Origin of the sequence: Methanogenium organophilum (assembly GCF_026684035.1) — an archaeon.
GTDB lineage: Archaea > Halobacteriota > Methanomicrobia > Methanomicrobiales > Methanomicrobiaceae > Methanogenium > Methanogenium organophilum.
Genome location: NZ_CP113361.1, coordinates 2,176,688 through 2,198,232 on the forward strand (window position 1 = coordinate 2,176,688; position 21,545 = coordinate 2,198,232).

The 21,545-nt window shown below is 50.6% G+C and carries 23 protein-coding genes and 1 tRNA gene; 16 read left to right on the top strand and 8 right to left on the bottom strand.

Going from position 1 to position 21,545, the window contains the following annotated elements; genetic code table 11:
* Positions 1 to 17 precede the first annotated feature (17 nt).
* Entirely contained in the window at positions 18 to 1,235 is a 1,218-nt protein-coding gene (locus OU421_RS10755; RefSeq protein WP_268186091.1) for an ornithine cyclodeaminase, nickel-pincer nucleotide-dependent, read from the top strand.
* A gap of 188 nt (positions 1,236 to 1,423) precedes the next feature.
* Here OU421_RS10755 and OU421_RS10760 read toward each other — a convergent pair whose 3' ends face one another.
* Positions 1,424 to 2,407, bottom strand: coding sequence for an archaeosine biosynthesis radical SAM protein RaSEA (locus tag OU421_RS10760; protein WP_268186092.1), 984 nt, complete (start codon positions 2,405 to 2,407; stop codon positions 1,424 to 1,426).
* A 27-nt stretch (positions 2,408 to 2,434) separates the two neighbouring features.
* On the opposite strand from OU421_RS10760, the gene OU421_RS10765 reads away from it, so the two are divergent.
* From OU421_RS10765 to OU421_RS10815, 11 genes are all read left to right on the top strand, one after another.
* Complete coding sequence (locus tag OU421_RS10765) at positions 2,435 to 3,556, top strand: hypothetical protein (RefSeq protein ID WP_268186093.1); 1,122 nt, start codon at positions 2,435 to 2,437, stop codon at positions 3,554 to 3,556.
* Between the two features lie 38 nt (positions 3,557 to 3,594).
* Positions 3,595 to 3,678: transfer RNA gene (locus OU421_RS10770), tRNA-Ser, on the top strand.
* Between the two features lie 50 nt (positions 3,679 to 3,728).
* Positions 3,729 to 3,953: a HypC/HybG/HupF family hydrogenase formation chaperone gene (locus OU421_RS10775; RefSeq protein WP_268186094.1), complete on the top strand. Its 225-nt coding sequence runs from the start codon at positions 3,729 to 3,731 to the stop codon at positions 3,951 to 3,953.
* Complete coding sequence (locus tag OU421_RS10780; protein WP_268186095.1) at positions 3,953 to 4,294, top strand: hydrogenase maturation nickel metallochaperone HypA/HybF; 342 nt, start codon at positions 3,953 to 3,955, stop codon at positions 4,292 to 4,294. Before OU421_RS10775 ends, OU421_RS10780 begins: the two co-directional genes overlap by 1 nt.
* Entirely contained in the window at positions 4,291 to 5,289 is a 999-nt protein-coding gene (gene hypE, locus OU421_RS10785; RefSeq protein WP_268186096.1) for a hydrogenase expression/formation protein HypE, read from the top strand. Before OU421_RS10780 ends, hypE begins: the two co-directional genes overlap by 4 nt.
* 205 nt (positions 5,290 to 5,494) lie before the next feature.
* Entirely contained in the window at positions 5,495 to 5,926 is a 432-nt protein-coding gene (locus tag OU421_RS10790) for a GNAT family N-acetyltransferase (RefSeq protein WP_268186097.1), read from the top strand.
* Positions 5,923 to 6,849: a DUF2156 domain-containing protein gene (locus OU421_RS10795; protein WP_268186098.1), complete on the top strand. Its 927-nt coding sequence runs from the start codon at positions 5,923 to 5,925 to the stop codon at positions 6,847 to 6,849. Before OU421_RS10790 ends, OU421_RS10795 begins: the two co-directional genes overlap by 4 nt.
* 341 nt (positions 6,850 to 7,190) lie before the next feature.
* The gene (locus tag OU421_RS10800) at positions 7,191 to 8,477 is read left to right on the top strand and encodes an amidohydrolase family protein (protein WP_268186099.1); all 1,287 of its coding nucleotides are present in this window, start codon (positions 7,191 to 7,193) and stop codon (positions 8,475 to 8,477) included.
* A gap of 197 nt (positions 8,478 to 8,674) precedes the next feature.
* Positions 8,675 to 8,998: a DUF167 domain-containing protein gene (locus OU421_RS10805; protein ID WP_268186100.1), complete on the top strand. Its 324-nt coding sequence runs from the start codon at positions 8,675 to 8,677 to the stop codon at positions 8,996 to 8,998.
* Between the two features lie 289 nt (positions 8,999 to 9,287).
* Positions 9,288 to 10,493 carry a DNA primase DnaG gene (dnaG, locus tag OU421_RS10810; RefSeq protein ID WP_268186101.1) on the top strand — a complete coding sequence of 402 codons (1,206 nt, stop codon included), beginning with the start codon at positions 9,288 to 9,290 and terminating at the stop codon, positions 10,491 to 10,493.
* Positions 10,494 to 10,662: 169 nt separating this feature from the next.
* Complete coding sequence (locus tag OU421_RS10815; protein ID WP_326493500.1) at positions 10,663 to 10,959, top strand: UPF0058 family protein; 297 nt, start codon at positions 10,663 to 10,665, stop codon at positions 10,957 to 10,959.
* A gap of 4 nt (positions 10,960 to 10,963) precedes the next feature.
* Here OU421_RS10815 and OU421_RS10820 read toward each other — a convergent pair whose 3' ends face one another.
* Positions 10,964 to 11,755: an ATP-grasp domain-containing protein gene (locus OU421_RS10820; protein WP_268186102.1), complete on the bottom strand. Its 792-nt coding sequence runs from the start codon at positions 11,753 to 11,755 to the stop codon at positions 10,964 to 10,966.
* Between the two features lie 57 nt (positions 11,756 to 11,812).
* The gene (gene tes / locus OU421_RS10825) at positions 11,813 to 13,312 is read right to left on the bottom strand and encodes a tetraether lipid synthase Tes (RefSeq protein ID WP_268186103.1); all 1,500 of its coding nucleotides are present in this window, start codon (positions 13,310 to 13,312) and stop codon (positions 11,813 to 11,815) included.
* Positions 13,313 to 13,526: 214 nt separating this feature from the next.
* On the opposite strand from tes, the gene OU421_RS10830 reads away from it, so the two are divergent.
* The 4 genes from OU421_RS10830 to argF are packed head-to-tail and all read left to right on the top strand — an operon-like array spanning position 13,527 to position 16,765.
* Complete coding sequence (locus OU421_RS10830; RefSeq protein ID WP_268186104.1) at positions 13,527 to 14,018, top strand: CDP-2,3-bis-(O-geranylgeranyl)-sn-glycerol synthase; 492 nt, start codon at positions 13,527 to 13,529, stop codon at positions 14,016 to 14,018.
* The gene (gene pyrE / locus OU421_RS10835) at positions 14,012 to 14,539 is read left to right on the top strand and encodes an orotate phosphoribosyltransferase (RefSeq protein ID WP_268186105.1); all 528 of its coding nucleotides are present in this window, start codon (positions 14,012 to 14,014) and stop codon (positions 14,537 to 14,539) included. The genes OU421_RS10830 and pyrE overlap by 7 nt, the downstream gene beginning before the upstream one ends.
* A 28-nt stretch (positions 14,540 to 14,567) precedes the next feature.
* Complete coding sequence (purD, locus tag OU421_RS10840; protein WP_268186106.1) at positions 14,568 to 15,860, top strand: phosphoribosylamine--glycine ligase; 1,293 nt, start codon at positions 14,568 to 14,570, stop codon at positions 15,858 to 15,860.
* Positions 15,857 to 16,765, top strand: coding sequence for an ornithine carbamoyltransferase (argF, locus tag OU421_RS10845; RefSeq protein WP_268186107.1), 909 nt, complete (start codon positions 15,857 to 15,859; stop codon positions 16,763 to 16,765). Before purD ends, argF begins: the two co-directional genes overlap by 4 nt.
* A 573-nt stretch (positions 16,766 to 17,338) precedes the next feature.
* Here the strand turns inward: argF and OU421_RS10850 are convergent.
* The 5 genes from OU421_RS10850 to OU421_RS10870 form a co-directional block, all read right to left on the bottom strand.
* On the bottom strand, positions 17,339 to 17,620 hold the full coding sequence (locus OU421_RS10850) for a hypothetical protein (RefSeq protein ID WP_268186108.1): 282 nt from the start codon (positions 17,618 to 17,620) through the stop codon (positions 17,339 to 17,341).
* A 62-nt stretch (positions 17,621 to 17,682) separates the two neighbouring features.
* Entirely contained in the window at positions 17,683 to 17,916 is a 234-nt protein-coding gene (locus OU421_RS10855) for a hypothetical protein (protein WP_268186109.1), read from the bottom strand.
* Positions 17,917 to 17,926: 10 nt separating this feature from the next.
* Complete coding sequence (locus tag OU421_RS10860; RefSeq protein WP_268186110.1) at positions 17,927 to 19,420, bottom strand: methanogenesis marker 14 protein; 1,494 nt, start codon at positions 19,418 to 19,420, stop codon at positions 17,927 to 17,929.
* 87 nt (positions 19,421 to 19,507) lie between these two features.
* The gene (locus tag OU421_RS10865; RefSeq protein WP_268186111.1) at positions 19,508 to 20,692 is read right to left on the bottom strand and encodes an argininosuccinate synthase; all 1,185 of its coding nucleotides are present in this window, start codon (positions 20,690 to 20,692) and stop codon (positions 19,508 to 19,510) included.
* A 264-nt stretch (positions 20,693 to 20,956) separates the two neighbouring features.
* Positions 20,957 to 21,544 (bottom strand): flavin reductase family protein, encoded by a 588-nt coding sequence (locus OU421_RS10870; RefSeq protein WP_268186112.1) that lies wholly within the window; start codon positions 21,542 to 21,544, stop codon positions 20,957 to 20,959.
* Position 21,545 lies beyond the last annotated feature (1 nt).

The window sequence follows — 21,545 nt, forward strand, 5'->3', positions numbered from 1 at the left end:
ATAACAATAGATACTATATGGATTATTCACGGGAGATCGAACTTAAGGGCCACATCATTGACTCCGGCATTATGACCAAGGTCTTTGATGCCATCATGGACATGGGGGGCAGTTTTGAGATCACGGTCTTTGATATCGGGAAGAAGAAGCAGGACGAGAGTTATGCACGCATTCTGGTCAGTGCTGATGAAGAAACTCAGCTCACAGAGATCCTGAGTGTTCTTCATCGCCTCGGTGCCCGCCCGCCGGTGATTGAGGATGTCACGCTTGCTGCAGCAGAAGCGGACCGTGTTGTGCCACAGGGATTCTATTCCACGACAAACCACCCGACCATGGTTAAATACGGGGGTGAATGGATTCGTGTGGAGGCAATTGAGATGGACTGCCTCATTGTTGTTGTTCCGGGAGATATGCGGGCAATATGCACACCGATGTCCAAACTGAAGGTCGGTGATTGTGTGGTAATGGGCGATGCCGGTGTCCGTGTTGAGCCCCCTCAGCGTCCACGGAAGGTCAGTACGTTTGAGTTTATGCATGGTACCGTCTCCTCTGAACGGCCCAGTGAGACGGTCATTCGGCAGATTGCTGAAGAGATGCGGTGCCTGAAAGACCGGGGCGGAAAGATTGGCATCGTCGGCGGGCCTGCGATAATCCATACTCGTGCAGCCCCTGCACTCGCACAGATCATTCGTGAGGGGTATGTGGATGTACTCTTTGCCGGCAACGCTCTTGCCACCCATGATATTGAATATAACCTTTTTGGGACTTCGCTCGGGATGAACCTTGATTCAGGTACACTCGCTGCAGGCGGCCATAAAAACCATATTTATGCCATCAGCGAGGTAATCCGTGCGGGCTCCATTCGTAATGCCGTGGACAAGGGTGTGATTAAAAAGGGCATTATGTATGAATGCATCAAAAACGATGTGCCCTTTGTCCTCGCAGGCTCCATCCGCGATGATGGCCCCCTTCCGGATGTCATCACTGATGTGATGGAGGCACAGGATCGTATGCGAGAATATCTGCAGGACCTGGATATGGTCATCATGATTGGCACACTCCTTCATTCGGTCGCCGTCGGCAACTGCCTCCCGTCTTATGTAAAGACGATCTGTGTTGATATTAACCCCGCATCGGTCACGAAACTGATGGACCGCGGTACGATGCAGGCAATCGGTGTTGTCAGTGATGCAGGGACATTCCTCCCGATGCTCGCGAAATATCTTGGGGAATAATATACAAGATCCTTTTGGCAGGGAAGACTACCTGCTTTTGGGGACTATCCCCCTCTTTCCCGTGTTTGTTATTCGTTCCGTGAACTTTTATCTCATCCACAGGGGCTGGGAATCTGCCGTACAATTCCTGGGTGTCAGGGTCAAAAAAATAGGGGATATATATTTCCCGCCTTGGTAATCGTTACGTGCTATTTTGTCAGTGGCATGCACCAGGGCTCTTCATTCTCCAGCACATATCTCCATTCATCAACACAGGAGCATCCGGCATCAACACAGCGCTTCAGGTGAATCTTGTTCCCGGTGGCGACATATTCATTGATAGCATTCACAATTTCCCTGTCACATTCCCCGCAGTTATGAGGACCCCGCCGTTTGCCCCCGCCGACCGGATCGCACTGCACATACGCATCTGTTGAGAGCAGGGCGTCGATTGCACTCCAGAGATAGGGCGGCCGGTATGAACCCTGTTTCCAGTACTGCTCCACTTCTGTTTTTGATTGGATCGTGCAGAGGTTCATGGAGATGATATCAGAGTACGGAATGACATCACGGATGGACTGTTTCATGTCGTTTAATGCTTCACGTTCGGTGAGATACGGCGGTTTCATCATCAGATAAGTCTTTATTCCGGTACCGGCCCGCCGGGCTGTCGCGACTGCATCACGGAAATCGTCAAAAGTGAGCCCTTTGTGAATGCATTTCTCCCGGATGTAGTCATTGGTGGTCTCAAGACCCATTGCCACATAGAGTGCCGAGTCTCCCCCGGATTCAAGTGCCTCGCGGAAGGATATGAGTGATTCTTCTGCTACATATTCTGTCCGTGTCTCTGCAATGACAACCTTGCCTGCAAAGAGTGCCGCCACATCATCCCGGAACGCCGGTGGCACTTCCCGCGGGTCAAAAAAGGAACCGGACGTGAAGATCTTCACCATCTGGTAGGAATCAGACGGGTGGTTCTCCGCGACCCAGCGCAGCTGGCCACGTAGTTCTGCAAGGATTTCGTCCGGGTTCTGTGTCCGGGAACGTTCAAACCGGTATCCGCACATCAGGCACTGATTCCAACTGCACCCGCCGCTCCGGAATATGACGGTAAGGCAGGAGATCTCCTTCTCGTTATACCGGTCAGTCCCTGTCCAGCATGCGAGAGGTTTTAGTATTGCGTCTGATATCATTAGTGTACAATGATTTGGCATCTGGATATGAAAAAGGTGGCATGCCTGCTTGGGGTCATTCTCCTCTGTTCGGGGATGGCATCGGCGTATGAGATTAAATGTGCATGCCCAAAAGAGGTTTACCGAGGCGACATTGTCACGATTGAAGGGACAAGCACCCTTCCTCCCGGATACAGCACCTGGATTCAGCTGTATGAAGTCCAGCCTGTGGCACGGGAACTGACATCACAGTCTCTTGTTATACAGCAGGACGGCACCTGGTCCATTCAGCTGCAGACGGCTGGTCTCGAGGAGGGGACCTACAAATTTGAGATCGAGGAGGATATCATGGACTATCCTCTCAGTTCAGGATCGGATCGGACATCAATATTTAAGGTGATCGATCGCTCCGATGAGATTACCCTTATCTCTCCCTCCACCCAGAAATCGGGAGACACACTGGAGCTTAAAGGGCGTGCCCCCGAGATTGGATCGGCCGGTCTGCAGATTGAAGTGACTGACAGCGGTGGCAAAACGGTCTATGGGCCCATCTACATCCGGACGGATACGGATGGATACTTCTCAGAGGAAATATCGGTGCCCGGTCCGGGCCGGTATTATGCGGAATTCTCTGACTTCCGAAATAATGAGGCCCGGTTTATTACCCGCATGAATTTTATTCTTGAAGAACCCGGGACGAGTGAACCGACGGTTGCTGAAGCTACGGTCTCACCAGGAGTCTCTGCGACCGCACCAACGGTGTCCGCGTCTGCGGCAGCCTCACGAAACATCCCTGCCTATTTTACGGCGGACACGCTGCCGGATATGGTTGGGGTCAGCACCTCAACCGGTATGGACTGGCGGGTCTATTACACGGATGGCGCCATGTCACCCGTGCGGGTTGATGACGCCGGCAGCACCGCACCGGAAGAATTCACGGTGACTACGTCGGGAGGGCCACTCTATCTCAAAGTCGAGCCTGTGCGTGCCGGGGATGCAGGAACGGTCACACTCACCGTAAATAATGTGGAATCACTGACAAATGATCCCTCCGCAGCAACCCACTTCGGGGACGCAATTCCTGAATCTGAGCCCACAGAATCCCCTTTTCCATTGCTGGTGTTGATTTTTGCACTGTGTGGCGTTGGATGGGCATCAATTCGTAAATAACACCACTTTTTTAACCCGGAGCGCAGACTACTATATGGGCCGGGATAGTCTAGCCCGGAAAGGCGGTGGCCTTGAAAGCCACTGGTGTTCGCACCTCAGGAGTTCAAATCTCCTTCCCGGCGTCCATGAATTATTTTTCATACCACTTCCGGTATGTGCAGGAGGAAAAGATATGTGCATAGCAGTACCGGCTGAAGTGCTCGAAATCAAAGATGGCAACATCGGGGTAGTTGACTATGGCGACCTGAAACAGGAAGTGCGCCTGGACCTTGTTGATGTTGAAGTCGGTGAATACGTCCTTGTTCATGTTGGATTTGCTATCCAGAAACTGAGCAGGGAAGAGGCACTGAAGACGCTCAAAGTTTTTGAAGAAGTATATGCGGCAATGGAGGAATAATGCACGAGTACACGGTTGCATATGACATTTATGCAACAGCACGACGTGCCGCCCTTGAGAATGCTGCAACGGGAGTCCGTAAAATCTCAGCTGATTTCGGCGAGATGAGTATGATCAACCCGGAACAGGTTGAATTTCTGTTTTCTGCCCTCTGTGAGGAGGATGAACTGTTTACGGGTGCTGTCCTTGAATATCGGAATGTCCCGGTGAAGACGGTCTGTTCATGTGGCTATGAAGGCGATGAGCGGTATGTCTGTCCGCAGTGCGGGAAACTCCCGGAAATTGTTGCAGGACGCGAAATATGCGTGACAAATATTGAGATAGAAGTTGATGATGAATGAAAGTCAATCTGATGCATGGCGCCGGCGGCGCAGTCTTTTCTGAACTGTTGGGTGAGACGCTCACCCGGTATACCAATAACAATGCAGGCGGTATCGGGCTTGAGGCACTCGACGATGGTGCGGTGATTCCCCTGGGGGATACAAACCTGGTATTTACGACAGACAGCCACGTGGTGAAACCACTCTTCTTCCCTGGCGGTGATATCGGGAGAATTGCCGTATCGGGAACGGTAAATGATCTTGCGATGATGGGTGCACGCCCGATAGCCCTCTCCTGTGCGATGATCATCGAAGAGGGATTTGATATTCCAACGCTTGAGCGCATCGTCGCCTCAATGGATGCCGCCCTTGGTGAATGCGGTGCGGCGATTGTCACCGGCGACACCAAGGTGCTTGAAAAAGGTGCGATTGACGGTATTGCCATCAACACGGCAGGCGTTGGTGTCACAGAGAAACCGGTGCGCGACTGCGGTCTTCAGCCCGGTGATGTCATCATTGTGAGCGGCACTATTGGTGACCACGGGATGGCCATTATGACGCACCGCGAGGGCTTTGACCTCGGTGAGCAGATCGCCTCAGACGTAGCCCCCCTCTGGCCGCTTGTAAAAGCCGCCCTTGCCGCTGGTGACATTCACGCAATGAAGGACCCGACACGCGGTGGATTCTCCAATGCCATCAACGAGATGGCAGAGAAGTCAGGCGTTCAGGTGCGCATTACGGAAGAAGATCTTCCCATTCGCCGTAGTGTGAGAAGCGCCTCAGAACTGTTGGGAATTAACCCCCTGGATGTGGCCAATGAGGGGAAGGTCGTGATGGGTGTTGCACCGGAGGATGCACAGGCTGTTCTCGCCGCTATCCGCTCACATCCACAGGGCAGGGATGCCGCAATCATAGGCGTTGTGAAAGAGGGCAAATCTGTTATTCTTGAGACACCTATCGGGGGAGAACGTTTTATTGAACCCCCCATCGGCGACCCCGTTCCCCGGGTCTGCTGAGACCGATATTTTTTATTTTTTAGGTGGGTTTCCGGATCACCCCTTCGGTATCATGGGTTTCTGGTTTTTTTGTGATTGTTGTGCGACTACGGAAACAGTTGTAGATAACCATCGTTCGGAATGGTTGCGGAAGGTCCTATTCCATATGCCACCTTTTTATCTGCTCTCCTGCTGAGAGACTACCGCAAATATCTGAGGGGCTGCCATGAATAACGAAGAAATCACGGTTGCAGTTGTGCCGTCATGGGATGCGGAAGAGATTGTGGCATTGTACCGTGTTGCAGGATGGTGGGACGAGGTCTCTCGCGCCGACCACATGATTCCTGCCATATTTTCAGGAAGTTTTGCCGTTGCTGTTGCATATAATATCGATAAAAGAGCGGTCGGCATGGGGCGCGTTCTCTCAGATGGCATCTCCGATGCGTATATTCAGGATGTCGTAGTGGACCCTCGCTTCCGGGGACAGGGCATTGGGAAACGCATTGTCCAGGAACTCGTTGATACCTGCCGGCAGGCGGGTATTGGCTGGATTGCGCTTGTTGCAGAACCCGGCACCCATACCTTTTATGAACCTCTCGGGTTTACGGTGATGGAGGACTATCTGCCCATGAAATATGAAGGAGACACAAACCAATGATCACACTCGATGATTTTTGTCCGGTCGAACTGAAAGACGGGGCGTTTTTCCGTGAAATATTCACAAAATTTCCTCAGATTCACAGTGAAAACAATTTTACCACAATGATCGCATGGCAGGATTACTCGGATTATTCCTATGCCTATCTGGATGGTACGTTACTGATATCGGCCACAATACAGGATAAACGCCTTTTTCACGCGCCGATTGGACCCCGGAATCCTGCTCTCCTGCGTGACCTCCTGCGTCTCTCGGCAGAGACCGGGGGTGACCGGCCGTTCTATATCTTTGACCGCCCGACACGTGACTGGATACTCCATGAGTTCCCCGGACTGCATCTGCACACAGACCGGGACTTCTTTGATTATATCTATCTGACCGGTGACCTCGCCCACCTTCCTGGTAAGAGATACGTAGGGATTCGAAAGCATATCAACAGATTCAATCGGAACTGTGCGTTTACGGTGGAGACAGTCAGCAGTGAGAATATGTCTGACATAAAAGATTTTCTCGAAAAGTGGTGTGAATGGAAACACTGTGATGATACTGTTATCCTCGCCCATGAGAAGGCTGCTGTCCTCTTCTGTATCTCACATTTTGCTGAACTGGGTCTGGAAGGTCTCATTGTCCGTGTGGACGGGAAGATTTCTGCCCTATCCATTTATGAGGGAATGAGTGATGATATGGCACTCATACATTTTGAGAAAGGGCTTCCGGACTGTGAGGGGAACTACAAGGTAATTAATCAGGAGACTGCACGATACCTTGAGGAGCACACAGGGTATGCCTTCATCAACCGTGAATCAGACCTTGGAGTTCCGGGCCTCAGAGAGGCAAAACTCCGGTATTATCCCAATCATTTTGCGGAAGTCTGGTATGCGGAAAAACAGGATATCCGGCGGGTCCTTGGTGAGGAAGACTGAACGATGATAATCTCAGCTATTTTCTTGAATATCTCTTGATTTTTATGATTCCTGTATGGTTGTGTGCAAGGGAGATGGGCACGCCCTCTCCCTGCAAGACCCTCCCCCTCAGGGGATGAGTCGCAGGAGGGATGGACAATCATCCCTCCTGTTTCGTGTTGTTTTCCGGGATTTTTTTGTTTATGGGTTATTTTAGGTTGTTGTGCAGGTTTTTGGGATTTTTAGTATTGGGAATATTGATGGTAAGGCTGTTATTCACCGGGACTGTCAATGGGGGTGCTCCTGTAAAAAATCAAGAAGAATCATTATGCAATACACTGAATGGTATAGCAGGTATAGCGATGTCAACTGACGCTGAATGTGTGCTGAAAGGAGCTCTTCTTCCGGACGGGAGGGTTGCAGATATCTCCATTGCGGGTGGGAAAATTATTCATGTCGGGGCTGGCCGCCGGGCTGACAGAACGATTGACTGTACCGGCCTTCTCTGTCTCCCTGGTGCTGTTGATATGCATGTGCATATGCGGGGCGGAAAAGATCAGGGATACAAGGAGGACTGGACATCCGGGACACAGAGTGCACTTGCGGGGGGAGTGACGATGGTCGTCGACCAGCCGAATACTCTTCCGCCCCTGACCGACAAAGCAGCATTTGCGGGACGGGTGGCAGAAGCCACACGGGATGCATACTGCCGGTTCGGGGTCAACGGATATGTCTCCGGTGCATCCAATATCGCAGCCCTCTGGGAGGCAGGCGCCCTTGCCTTTGGGGAGACCTTCGCTGCTGCCTCCAGTTATGGCAGTGCCGTTTCTCCGGAAGAACTAGGGGTGATATTTGCAGAAATTGCAGATCTGGATGCACTTGTCACCCTGCACTGTGAGGATGTTCTCCCCGGCGATGACACCTCTCTTGAGGCACATGCAGCCCTGCGTCCGGAAGCGGGTGAAAAGAAGTGCATGGAGATGCTCACAGCCCGTTTTCCGCCGGGGCTTTCTGCTCATTTCTGTCACCTCTCTTCGCCGATCAGTGCAGAGGCTGCGATGGCAGCAATGCCTGCCACTTATGAGGTGATGCCTCATCATCTCTTCCTCTCCATCGAAGAACACGGCAGTGTACCGGATGGGCACTGCAAGGTAAATCCGCCTGTCCGCCACGAGAAGGTTCGAAAAGCGCTCTGGGAGATGTGGGACGCCATTCCTGTCATCGCCTCTGATCATGCGCCCCATACTATTGCAGAAAAGTCGCAGGCATTCTCTGCAGTGCCGTCTGGTATTCCAGGCGTGGAGACGATGGTGCCGCTTCTGTTAGCACAGGTATACCGGGGCAGAATTGCGCTCTCCTCGCTCCTTGAAAAAGTGGTCTATACTCCTGCACACCTTCTGGGCATCCCTGCATCAACACTCATGGCAGGAACGCCTGCTGACCTTGCACTCTATCCCCGGAAAGAGACAGAGACCATCACCGCGGAATTACTCCATTCCCGCGCAGGGTGGACCCCGTATGAAGGAATGCAGGGAGTCTTTCCCCACATCACCTGTGTTAGTGGTCACCTGTCGTATCTGCGCAATGAGTTCAGCCGGGCAGAGGAGTTGTGGGTACCTGGCAGAGGATATAAGACCTCTGGGTCATAAACAGTACATGCCGACAAAGCACATCAATAGGTCCCCGGGTGATCGATTGGCGAAGACCTGGATATGATCCATGGGACAACCCGGATGTGCAACAGGCGGCCTGGCAATGGGTTTAGAACAGGTGATGAACGGCACCTTGCCACAGATGATCCATGTTTGTTAATGCCGGGCCACATTATACCTGATATTTGATTTTTATGACATCATCAGCAGCATGTGCCGTAGAGAATGGGGATGGCTGTGTATACTGTACACTGGATGTGCATGCCGGTGCCAAACGCGAATCATTTCCTGCGGGAGTGAATGTCTGGCGGGCTGCGGTTGGATGTAGTATTCGTGCACCTCCTGTAGAAGGAAAAGCGAATAAAGCGATTATTGCGCTGGTATCTGCTGTTTTGGGTGTTCCGAAGTCATCAGTGACTATTGTAAGCGGTCAGACGTCATCTGTCAAACGCGTCTGTATCAGCGGACTTGATAAAGATACGCTCCTCAAAATTCTCGACACCCGTTTGGAAGGATGAATAACGGGTGTGGGGGGAATGAGGATTCTGTTCTTCCTGTTATGATAGAGGTAATTAACCGAAAAAATCTGTTTTTCCGGATGATGAGGGGAGCATGTCTTTTTTAACTATGGATTCAGCAGTAGTTGGATGCTCTGTTTTCCGTCCGTCTGAAATAATATGGTTTTCGCATGGGGTTTCAATTCATTTATATATCCGTGGGCAGCAATTAGAAACATGCTGACGTTATCCGTATCGCAGAAATATAGGGACACGGCATTTTCATTATTATTATTTGGAGGATTATTATATGCATTCGCAGGATACCACAAAGTATCTCATTCACCTGAAAATAGAAGCAGAGGGGGTGGTGAGGAAGTCTGATGTTGTCGGCGCGATATTTGGCCAGACAGAAGGTCTGTTGGGAGAGGAACTGGATCTTCGTGAGCTCCAGCGCACCGGCAGGATGGGACGGATTGACGTCCAGATTGAGAGTGTTAAAGGGGAGACCAGGGGTGATGTGCATATGGCTTCGTCACTGGACAAGGCAGAGACTGCCATTATTGCAGCATCCCTTGAGACCATCGACCGTGTCGGGCCGTGTATTGCGCGGGTAACAGTTGACCGTATTGAAGATATCCGTGTTAGCAAACGCCAGCAGATCATCGACCGTGCGAGGGAACTGTTAATTGAATCATTTGATGAGGGGACGATTGACACCAATGTGATCATGGACTCTGTGCGTGAATCGTCGCGGATTGAGAAAATCATCGAAGTGGGCGAGGAAAAACTTCCTGCAGGCCCCAATGCGTTGGATTCCGAAGCCATCATTGTGGTGGAAGGGCGTGCTGATGTTATCAATCTCCTGAGATATGGGATAAAGAATGCCATTGCCGTGGAAGGAACCAATATCCCGGAGACTATTGTCAACCTCTGTAACCGGAAGACTGCGACCGCTTTTGTCGATGGAGACAGGGGGGGCGATCTGATTCTCAGTGAACTGGTCCAGGTGGCAGAAATTGATTTTGTTGCCATCAGTCCGCGGGGCAGGTCTGTGGAGGATATGTCCAGAAAGGAGATCATCAAACCGCTCAGGAACAAGATACCGGTTGAGTATATCATCAATAAAGAGGGAGAAGTGGACATCCCCGAACTCCACCATCGGATGGAGATGATCGATTCAAGCACACGGGAACGGGCTCGCAGGCATCAGGAAGAAGTGCGCATTCAGAAACAGCCCGGGTCACTGGAGTGGCACATGGCAGAAGTTAAAGAGAAACATACTGCAAGAATTCTCTCGAAAAAACGGGATATTCTCGGCGAATCTGATGCTGATCTGGTTGATGACCTGCTCTCTCATATCCCCCCTGAAAGCCATGGTCTGATAATTGATCGAATGGTGGATCAAAAAGTGGTGGATTATGCGTTCGATGCTGATTTGGCATATGTCGCAGCACCTGATTTTTCGGGGATCGTTAAAAAACCTGTGTCCCTGAAATTGATAAAAATTTCATGATATGGCTTCCGTTTTGATATAAATGGCATATTATGCCGTTTAATCCATTTTTTGCCCTGCTCCAATATCTTAATTGTATCAGAGGAAGATACACTATACCATATGATGGTGGTGGAAGCTATCCCTTCATTGATGGTCTCTTTGTGATTTATGGTAGAAAAGTGAACTGGTGAGTGATATAGTGCACAAGGAAGAGTTAATCCGGCTCCACAAGATTATGGCAGAAATAAAAGACAGTTTTGAGGAAGAAAACTCCGAAAATGATTTTTCGGATTATTACGCCCTGAAAATTGATCCGACCCAGGTTCATAAGAGCAAGATGGAGCATAAACACGCAATCTTTATTCTTGGACAGGAGATTGCAGAGATTATGAAAGAAAATGAACATTCCGCTCCGAACCGTGTCGCCGCACGCATGCGTGAGATGGCACGCCGTACGGAAAAAGAGATTGATTATCTCTCCTAAACGGTTATTTTTTTAGATCTTCTTTGATGAGATATTCTGCAAGAAGATCAGGGATGGGCGCTTCCATGCAGTGCCAGTTGGGTGTGCCATTGACTTCAAGAACGGTATAGCTACTGCCCCTTTCCAAAAGGTCAACACCACAGTAGTCAATACCGATTGCCCGTGCGGCAGCCCCTGCAACTGTTTTCATCTCTTCGGGAAGGTCCATTATGGCCATGCCGGTCCCGCCCTGGTGAATATTGTGTGCAAACGTGTCTGAAATACGGACGATGGCACCAACGGCAACGCCACCAATTACAAAGACCCGGTAATCACGGTCATTTTTCACATATTCCTGGAGATAATACGGACCTTCGGGCAGTTCACTTGTGTCGGTGAACGGGAATATCCCGTTTCCGTCATATCCATAGAGGGGTTTGTAGACCGCCTGTTGATGGCGGGCGAGAAACCGTTTTGCTTCCGTGAGGGAACCGGTGAATATGGTGTCCGGTGTCGGGACACCTGCTGCCATCAGACGGGCGGTTGTCTGGGCCTTGCTCGCACACACAGCAATTGCATGCGGGTCATTGACCATGCGGTTTGCAAGGGAAAGGGCGCTGATAACTTCAAACTGGACACCGTCCTGTTTGATGCCGCAGACCCAGATCGTCTCTCCTGAGATATCCGGTGAAAAGGGGTCTATCGCGTCCAGGTCAAGCAGTTCATATGGGCAGTCCCGCTCTTTTAATGCGCGAATGACCATGCCGGTGGAGTTGTCATCTGGTGTGTCAGTTGGTTTGGGAACAATGTGGATCATCTCTGTACTCCGTGTGATTTAAAAAAGAGGGATTTTTTCCTGTGTAGTGTCTGTCTCTTAGCTAATGGCGTCAGGATCAACAATTTCGTCCTTTGTAATGATGGGTTGTGCATATTTCTGCCAGATCTCTTCCCTGTACACCGGGCCGCTGTTATAGGTGCAGAAGGGAATCAGGGTGCCGTCAGGGGTGGCATAATGAATACAGCAGCGTTGCACGCGGTCTGTGTCGTAGTTAAAACTGTCCATGAAATGCATAGTGCCGATAAATATTGCATTCCAGTGGAAATCCCGCAGAGCTGCAAAGTCGTGTTTTACAAGAGTCTGTGCAATTATTTTCCAGAATACGGTGTTGCTGCTGATTTTGTTGTTCCTGAGTGATACCCTCATGTCATTGATGCCTTCGACGAGGGTCTTATACTTGTTCAGCGAACCTTCGCCTTGGTTCAGTTTTTCAACCATATTTTTGACGGCTTCGAAGAATTCGTCCACATCAACCATTTCATTGATGGGGATGAGTCCGTCTTCGGTGACAAACCCATAGGTTGCCGCCCCGCAGTGTTGGTGCGTGGTGAACCGTACCTGTGGTTCACCGGTATAGGTCTCTACAAGGTCAGAGAACGGGAGCACACATGGTACCGGGTAGAAGTAATTCTTTTTGATGACCCCTCCGGTCTGTTCCTCGATTCTCTCAGCAAGGTCAGGAATGGTTACCCGTTCGCGTGCCACATTATCTGCAGAGGCGGCACCAGTGAATGCCACCGGCTGATAGTTAACCCCACGAATCACATCGACATTGTCTGCTGCAAACCGGATGATATCCCCCACTTCATGGTCATTTCTGCCATTAATGATCGTTGGAACCAATACAACCCCCAGATTTGCTCCTCTGCAGTGTTCGATGACTTTTTTACTGATCTTGATGAGTGGATTTGTTTGCCGGGTGACGCCGTCAAAATGCAGATAGAGGGTGCTTGTTCCGGCTTCAACAAGGTCTTTTGCATACTGCGGGTCCTGCGCCACCTTGATACCGTTTGTTGCTATCTGTATCTGGCTGAATCCCATGTCTTTTGCTTTTTTCACAATTGCAAAGAGATCATCACGCATTGTGGGCTCCCCGCCGGAGAATTGCACGGCAGGGGCGGGTACCGGTTTCTGGTCCCGCAGCATCTGCATCATGGCAACAATGTCATCAAATGACGGTTCATAGATGTAACCGCATGCGTGGGCGTTCGCAAAACAGAAGTCACAGGCAAGGTTGCAGCGGTTTGTTAAGTCGATATTAGCAAGCAGGGTTCCTGATTTATGGTTGCTGCACAGACCGCAGTCCAGCGGACACCCCTTTGCCGCTTCTTTCTGCGGATTGTCGATACCTGGTCCGATTCCCTCGAATATATCAAATTTCTTGTACATCTCTGCATCGGACCAGTAGAGATGTTTACTGACACCATGATCTGGGCATTCCCGTATGATGTAGATCTGTCCATCCTCTTCGACTACATCTGCCGGCAGAATTGACCCGCATACCGGGCACAGACTTTTTGTTTGTTTTAATACCATTGAACATCACGGAGTTATCAATTATTTAAAATCAACTAATGTTTCCTATTATACATCCCGTCCGTATTAAGGATTGTTTTTCCGACAATTTCTATGTTAAATAGAAATCCGATACCTTAATGGTTTCTTTCGGTCTTATAATCTGTACTTCCGGGGAGGAATTGGTATCAATATTTATGACATTCTGTTTTCTCTGCTCCTCGCGTTCTGGATTATGATCCCTGCCTATGTCCCCAATTCCGCGGCGGCTGTGTTTGGCGGCGGAAGGCCGGTGGATGGCGGGAGAAACTGGCGTGACGGGAGACGGATGCTGGGTGACGGAAAGACCTGGCGGGGCTTTTTTGGTGGTGTTCTCTCAGGAATTGTCATAGGGATCGCTCAGGTGGCGGCAGAACCATACCTTGGTCTCTCGCTTCTGACCCCTTCTGTAGTGGTCTGCCTCGCAGCAGGCGCGCTTCTGGGAGATATGGTGAAAAGCTTTGCGAAAAGGCGTCTTAATAAGACGCGTGGCGAGGAATGGTTGATCGCAGACCAGTATGATCTGGTGGTGGGGGCATTTGTTCTGCTCCTCATCTTCAATTATTCCTGGGTCGCGACCACAATCACCCCACTCATACTGGTCTGGATTCTCATCCTGACCCCGCTTCTCCACCGTGGGGTAAACATTATCGGCTATCTCATAGGAGTGAAAGATGTACCATGGTAGAAATTATTGTGAATGAATCTGTGAAAGAGTCCCTGATTGCCTTCGGGGCAATACAGTTTGGTGAATTTACCCTCGCATCGGGGGCAAAGAGCACGTACTATATCAATATCAAAGATGCAGCAACCCAACCTGGCCTGCTCACGGCAATCGGCAGTGCCATCGCCGACCTGGGGCCATATGATTGCATCGCTGGTGTTGCGGTGGGTGCGGTGCCTATTGCAGTTGCCGCCTCACTTGCGTCCGGGATACCCTATGCAATCATCCGCAAGGGGGAGAAGGGATATGGCGTGGGAGGCACCATCATCGGGGATGTAAAAGGGAAACATGTGCTCTTAGTGGAGGACGTCACGACATCCGGAGGCAGTGTCATGTACGGCATTACTGCTCTGCGGGAGGCAGGAGCAGTTGTGGATACCGTTGTGACCGTCGTGGATCGCGAGCAGGGGGCATCCGAGCGCCTGACTGAAGCCGGCATTACTTTGGTTCCGCTCGTGCGTGTCTCTGACCTTCTCCCTCAATAATAACCTTTTAGCAGTCTGCACTGCAATAATGAATATGAAAATTCTTGTTGTGGGTGGAGGTGGCAGAGAGCATGCACTTGCTGATGCCCTCTCACGCAGCAGCAATGTTGAAATCTATTCTGTAATGGGGAAAGAAAACCCCGGTATCGCTGCACTTTCTGCAGATGTGTACATCTGTAAGGAGACGGAAATAGACCTGGTTGCTGAATACGCAGAGGCGCATGGGATTCTTTATGCAGTCGTTGGCCCCGAGGCACCTCTGGAGGCAGGCCTCGCTGATGCTCTCGCTGCCCGGGGTATCGCCTGTATTGGCCCCCGGAAGGAAGCCGCACGGCTGGAGACCGACAAGGAGTTCTGTCGGAACCTGATGCGTGATCATGGGATCGAGGGGTGCCCCGGATATGCGGCATTCCATGATCCGGAAGAGGCATGCCGGTATATCGATGCCCATGACGCTGACCTTGCCATCAAGCCGATCGGCCTGACCGGCGGCAAAGGGGTCAAGATAATGGGGGAACACCTTGACCGCGAGGGTGCGAAGGCATATATTCGTGAGATTGGTGGGGAAGTTGTCCTCGAAGAGCGGCTGATCGGTGAAGAGTTCACCCTGATGGCATTCGTTGACGGTACCCATCTCGTGCCGATGCCTCTGGTCCAGGATCACAAACGAGCATATGAGGGGGATATCGGCCCGAATACCGGCGGAATGGGTTCTTACTCTATGGAAGATCATTCCTTCCCGTTTGTCACAGATGAAGACAAAAACCAGGCGTTTGCTATTATGGAGCAGGTCATCGCTGCACTGAATGCAGAAGGTCTCCCCTATGTCGGTTTCCTCTATGGCCAGTTCATGAATACTGCAGGTGGTCCCAAGGTGATCGAGTTCAATGCCCGGTTTGGTGATCCGGAGGCGATGAATCTTCTTACGCTTCTGACCTCTGACTTTGGAGCGATCCTCGGTAAGATGGCGTCAGGCACGCTTACCCCGGCCGATGTGACCTTCGCACCGAAGGCATCGGTCTGCAAATATCTGGTGCCGGAAGGCTATCCCGACGCTCCGCAGAACGGTGAGCGTCTCACCATCGGAGACTATGGGGGCGCGAAACTATTCTTTGCAAATATTACCTGTGAGGATGGTGTGTACTATACCCAGACGTCCCGCACCCTTGCATTTGTGGGGGTCGGTGACACCCTTGCCGAGGCTGAAGCACAGGCACAGGCGGGAGCAGATGCGGTCTCCGGCAGTGTTCGCTACCGCCGTGATATCGGAACGCAGGCGGTACTTGAACGAAGGATCGCCCATATGAGGGAGATCCGATGAAACGCGACCTCCTCTCCATACAGGACCTCTCCGGCGGCGAGCTGCAGAATATTGTGGATTCTGCAATTCATCTCAAGGCCCTGCGCGAAGCAGGCACCGACCATGCGCTCCCCCGGAAGTGCACACTCGGGATGATCTTTGAGAAGGCATCCACCCGGACGCGGACATCTTTTGAAGTGGGGATGTTTGAGCTGGGTGGGCATGCCCTCTTTATGAACCCGAATGATATGCAGCTGGGACGCGGAGAGGAGGTGCGTGATACTGCCCGTGTTCTCTCACGGTACCTCTCTCTGATTATGATCCGTTCGTATCTCCATGAAACAGCAGTTGAGCTGGCCGGGTACGCGGAAATTCCCGTTATAAACGGTCTTTCTGATCGGGAACACCCCTGCCAGATCCTTGCAGATATCATGACGATGAAAGAGGAGTTTGGAACAACGGAGGGTCTCCGGGTGGCATATATCGGTGATAGCAACAATGTCTGTAATTCCCTTCTTCTTGCAGCACCCCTCGCCGGCTATGAGATGGCAGTCGCATCTCCGGAAGGATTTCTGCCGGATGACGATATTGTAACTCAGGCAGAGCGTACCGGAGCCCGGTTTGATATTACCACATCTCCGAAAGAGGCGGTTTCAGGTGCAGATGTCATCTACACGGATACCTGGGTTTCAATGGGGAGTGAGACAGAACATGACGCCCGCATTCGCGCCTTTGCGGGGTTCACAGTGGATGAGGCACTGGTGCAGCACGCACAAGACGGCGCAAAAGTGCTGCACTGCCTTCCTGCGCACCGGGGGGAGGAGATAACAGGCCCCGTCATGGACGGCCCCTCATCTCTAATATGGAACCAGGCGGAAAATCGCCTGCATGCCCAGAAAGCACTCATGATGATGCTTCTGGAATAAATTTTTATTTTCTACAACATATTTATGTATGTAATTCAATTTTTTCCAAAATTATTTGATGATGTATTGGTGGGCCATGGTGACGGACCATATGCTGTTTGTTCCGCCCAAACTTTTGCATGTGAGACGAGTGATGTATGGTTGATGTGTGAGAGGGAGTCAGACACCTCCATCGCATGAACTGCTTCTCCCCTTTTGGGGAGAGGAGGAGCCCGGCGCATGCCGGGCGGGCGAGAGGGGTTTTGATATTTGGTTCAATTATTTTTGCTTTATGTTTCTGATGAAATGTATCCGCAAAATGAGAAATTTTGAAAGATTTCTTTTCTGAAATTATGTGGGTTATTCGTTTCATCAAATCAAAAGGCAAGGGAGGGGGTGCCCCCCTCCCTGCCTGACCCTCCCCCTTAGGTGATAGAGGTCGCAAGGGGGACGGGCGAGCGTCCCCCTTGCTCCTGTTTTCACTTCGGGCAGAATTCACAGAATTTCCAAGTGTGGTATATGGCCGACAAAAAAATATGGGAATTTCTCAGATATTCATCCCCCCCGGATTGGCGGGGTGACCTGCATATCAAATCAATAATTCAGCAATTTCATAAAATCGAGAATCGGCATCGTGCGATTATTTTTTGCATCTTCAATCATCAGGATAATTTCTTCCAGGATCTCGTCATCGTTCTTCGTCGGTGCCCCCCGCAGAAAGGTTTCCAGTGCTTTATGCTGGTATATCGTATGCTGAAGCCGGATGTCGCGATGGCCGACGACTGCGACAAAGCCATTGCATTTGCTGTCGAAGGTGATCGAGATGATGCTGTCGACATTGACATAGTTATTTTCGATGGACTTGATCCAGACCATTATACTTAGAATATTCGGGATGCAAAATAATAGAGTTTTGGAATTTTTTTTCAAAAAAAGAATTATACTTCTGAAATGTAGGCTTCCAACCGGTTATAGAGGTCTTCCTGCACCTTCTCCAGAACCTCTTTTGTCCCACGGAAGGCAATCAGTTCGCGGCTATCCCCTTCCATGTTTGCGAAGTAGAGCTGCCGTTTTCGCATCACAACTTCAACGTCATACTGTTCACTGATCTCGTAGATCATTTTCCGGGGCACACCCGGAGGAACGATCAGGTCGAATTTATCTTCTGTCATATATTTTCACCTACTTTCCGATTTTCATGCGCCTGTTCATGATACACGGCCCGCCGCGTACGCCCCCGATTGGTTCTTTTGGTTTCCCAAGGGAGAGCATGCAGCGTCCCATGAGTGCCGCACCACGTGCCAGACCGTCATCCACAAAGATGACATGGTCATTGGGATTCTCAAAAAGACCGCGTTCTGTGATCCCTTCCATGATTATCTCAGGTTTTCTTCCGGATATCGCCGCCCTGCCGGTAAATCCGATAGAGGCATTGGGGGGGATAAGGCCTTCATCTGCTGCGACATACACCAGACGCAGGGCCATCTTTGCACAGACATGGTCGATAACCTGTGTCAGGACATCTTTCCCATGATTCCTATATATATCTGCCCCAATTTCTTTAAGAATCTCTTCTCCGCTGTAATCTTTACCTGCGTCACAGCCGATCATGGCAATGCCGGATTCCATTGCAATATCGGCACAGACAGGGACTTTACCGAAATGTTTGCGGTCCGGCGGGACGATTCTGATATCAATTGTTTCATGGATCTGTTCTTCATACTCCCTGACTTTGGCAGTCTTTTTTCTGGAAAGGCCGCCGATTATGCTTTTTTCACCAAAGAGGTCGAGAGCTGTCCCTTTTCCTTCCTGCACAAGTCCGGTACCACGGACGATTGCATCTGGTATGGCTCCCGCAAGGCCGCAAAAATTACCAATGGTTCGTGCAAAGGGATACTCGGCCTTTGGGTCAACGTCACTGGTAATCCTGCCGTCCAGTGTAGTTCCGAAATCAATGGAGATGCAGGGGTTTCTGAAGTCAACCGTAGTCCATTTGGCGCCCTCTTTGATTCCTGCCATCGCAAGTTCCCCCTCCATCTCGTTTGCGACCATTTCAACTCCTGATGAACCGATAGGAGGAGTGACTCCTGCTACTGTGCCGCAGAAGGTCACTTTATCTGCAAAACTGAAGTCCTGCAGTTTTTTGGGAAGATTGTCTTTTGACATGGGGGGTGTCATCTTCTTTGGCGGCACCCCGGCCATCAGGCATCCGTTTGCAAGTGACTTGACAAAGTCGCCGATCTGGTCCGGAGAATCCATTGCGGCAACCACACCCGTTGAACGCACTACAAAATCCAGATCATCCGTTATAGAGAGTCCTGCATCCTTATGGCATTTTATCAGGGTATCCCGTACAAGTTCTGAGACTGACTCCTTTGTGATCGGTGTTCCGACAAGGGTTGCACCAAAGATTTCCTCGCCCTCTTTTGGCAACCGCACATCACGGCTCATTGATACCGTTTTATTGATTATGTAGGAACGCCCTGTCTCCAGGTTTGTGCCGGTCAGGATGCATTTGGTGGTGGTATTCCCCATTTCAACAGACGCAACGATGAAATATGGCTTCACACGGTATTCCGGTTTCTGAAGCCCCGCTCCCTGTCCCGATGTTGGCGGAGGTGGACTCTCAACAATATTTGGGGTCGGTTTTTTAAACCGGTCGAAAAAGGCACACATAATAGACCGTTTTCCGATTATCTGATGTTATATTTTTCGATACCACAAAATCGCAGATGTGTCAATGCGAAAAAAGGAATATTTTGCTTATTTTCTGAGCTGTGCGAGTAATCTTGCCTGGAACCCATAGTAGGCGGAGAAGCCGACTGCATCATTCTGGTCGATTGTCGTACTCTCAAAGGACACGAGATCGTCAGAATAGACAGCTTCCTTTGCGCTTCTTCCGGCTACGGTTACACTACCCTTATAGAGCACGACATCAACGGTGCCTGTCACCCGTTCCTGTGTTTTGTCAACAAAGGCGGAGAGTGCTGCAAAGAGAGGTTCGTCCACAAGACCCATGTATCCCAGTTCTGACCATTTGTCATCGACGATTGCCTTGAACGCGAGTTCCTGTCTGGTTAGCACGAGGCGTTCCAGGTCGGCATGTGCCTTCAGGAGCACGGTTGCTGCCGGGTGTTCATAGACCTCACGGGCCTTGAGGCCTAAAATCCGGTCTTCAATCATGTCATTTCTGCCGACGCCGTTTGCACCGGCAATTTCATTGAGTTTACGGATGAGCGCATATCCGTCAAGGCGTTCTCCGTCAAGAGAGACCGGAACACCGTTTTCAAAGCCGATTGCAAGTTCACGTGGTTCGTCAGGCGCTGCAGTGGCAGATACTGTCCATGCATAGATGTCTTCAGGAGGGTGGAATGCCGGGTCTTCCAGTTGCCCGCCCTCAATAGACCTGCTCCAGCAGTTCTCATCGACGGAATATGGCTTCTCCTTTACAACAGGCACGGGAATACCGTGTTTTTCAGCATATTCCATCTCCCATTCACGTGTCAGGTTCATCTCACGCATCGGTGCGATGATATCAAGCCCTTCTTTGCGGAAGATGAAGTCAAACCGCAGCTGGTCATTTCCTTTTCCCGTGCAGCCGTGGGATACGGCGGTTGCCCCTTCTGCCTTGGCGATTTTTGCGATCTCTTCAGCGATAAGCGGGCGGGCAAGGGCTGTTCCCATTGGATACCCTTCATATGAACCGTTTGCCTTGATTGACGGGAAGAGTTGTTCGGTGACAAACCGCTCCTTGATGTCAATGGTGTAGTGTTTATCTCCAATTAGTTCCCCTTTTTCGGTTGCTACCCTGATGTCCTCATCCGGCTGTCCCACATCGACTGCAACAGTAACAACGGTGTCAAACCCATACTGCTCTTTCAGGAGGGGTACACAGATTGATGTGTCAAGACCTCCGGAAAAAGCAAGAATAACAGTACCCTTTCCCATTTTTGTTCTCCTGTATATCTCGTACGAAATATTCTGCTCTATACTATGCGCGAGAATAGCTATAAAGTCATATCATTACGGAAATTATTTTCATTCTGTTATCTTTCAGATTTTACCCCGGAGGCACACGACAAAGTCAGGCCCCGGACGGAATACGGGAAACTGAACCTGTGTTATTTCCTTTTGTTCCGTGTGATCAATAATTCCCTGCGCTGTTGTATCACGGATACCGGCAACGGATCCGGTATCATCTGAGGTGTTGGATCAGGGCTCATATACATTCTGTCTGAACTTCAGTCCTGATGAGAAGGCTTTTCCTGCGTTTTCTCCCACCGAATAATACATCTTCGTGTGTGCATCATAGAGAAGCGGGCGGACTTTATCGATAGAGGGCATTCCGTCTTCCCCGCAGACCTCTTCATCGGCTTGGATCGAGAGTATTTCACCAATAATGAGTGTGTGCGAACCAATGTGCATACGGTCGCGTGCCCTGCAGGCGAGTGCCATCGGACATTCTTCAATGTAAGGCGCATCAATCACATCGCTTGCTACCGGTGTCAGGCCGGTCTCTGCGAATTTGTCCAGATGTCTTCCGGAAGCAATACCAAAGAAATCGGTTTCACTGACGAGTGTTTCAGATGGAATGCAGACCATAAATTCCCCACGTTCCGTAATATTATCCCAGGTATGGCGGCTCTTTTGGATCCCCAGTGAGAGGCAGGGAGGTTCTGAACAGCATATTCCACCCCATGCCGCAGTCATTGCATTTGGACGGCCGTCACTTCCGTATGTGCAGATGAGAAGCACCGGGCTGGGGTAGAGTAGTGGTGCCGGGCTGATGATTTTTTTCATG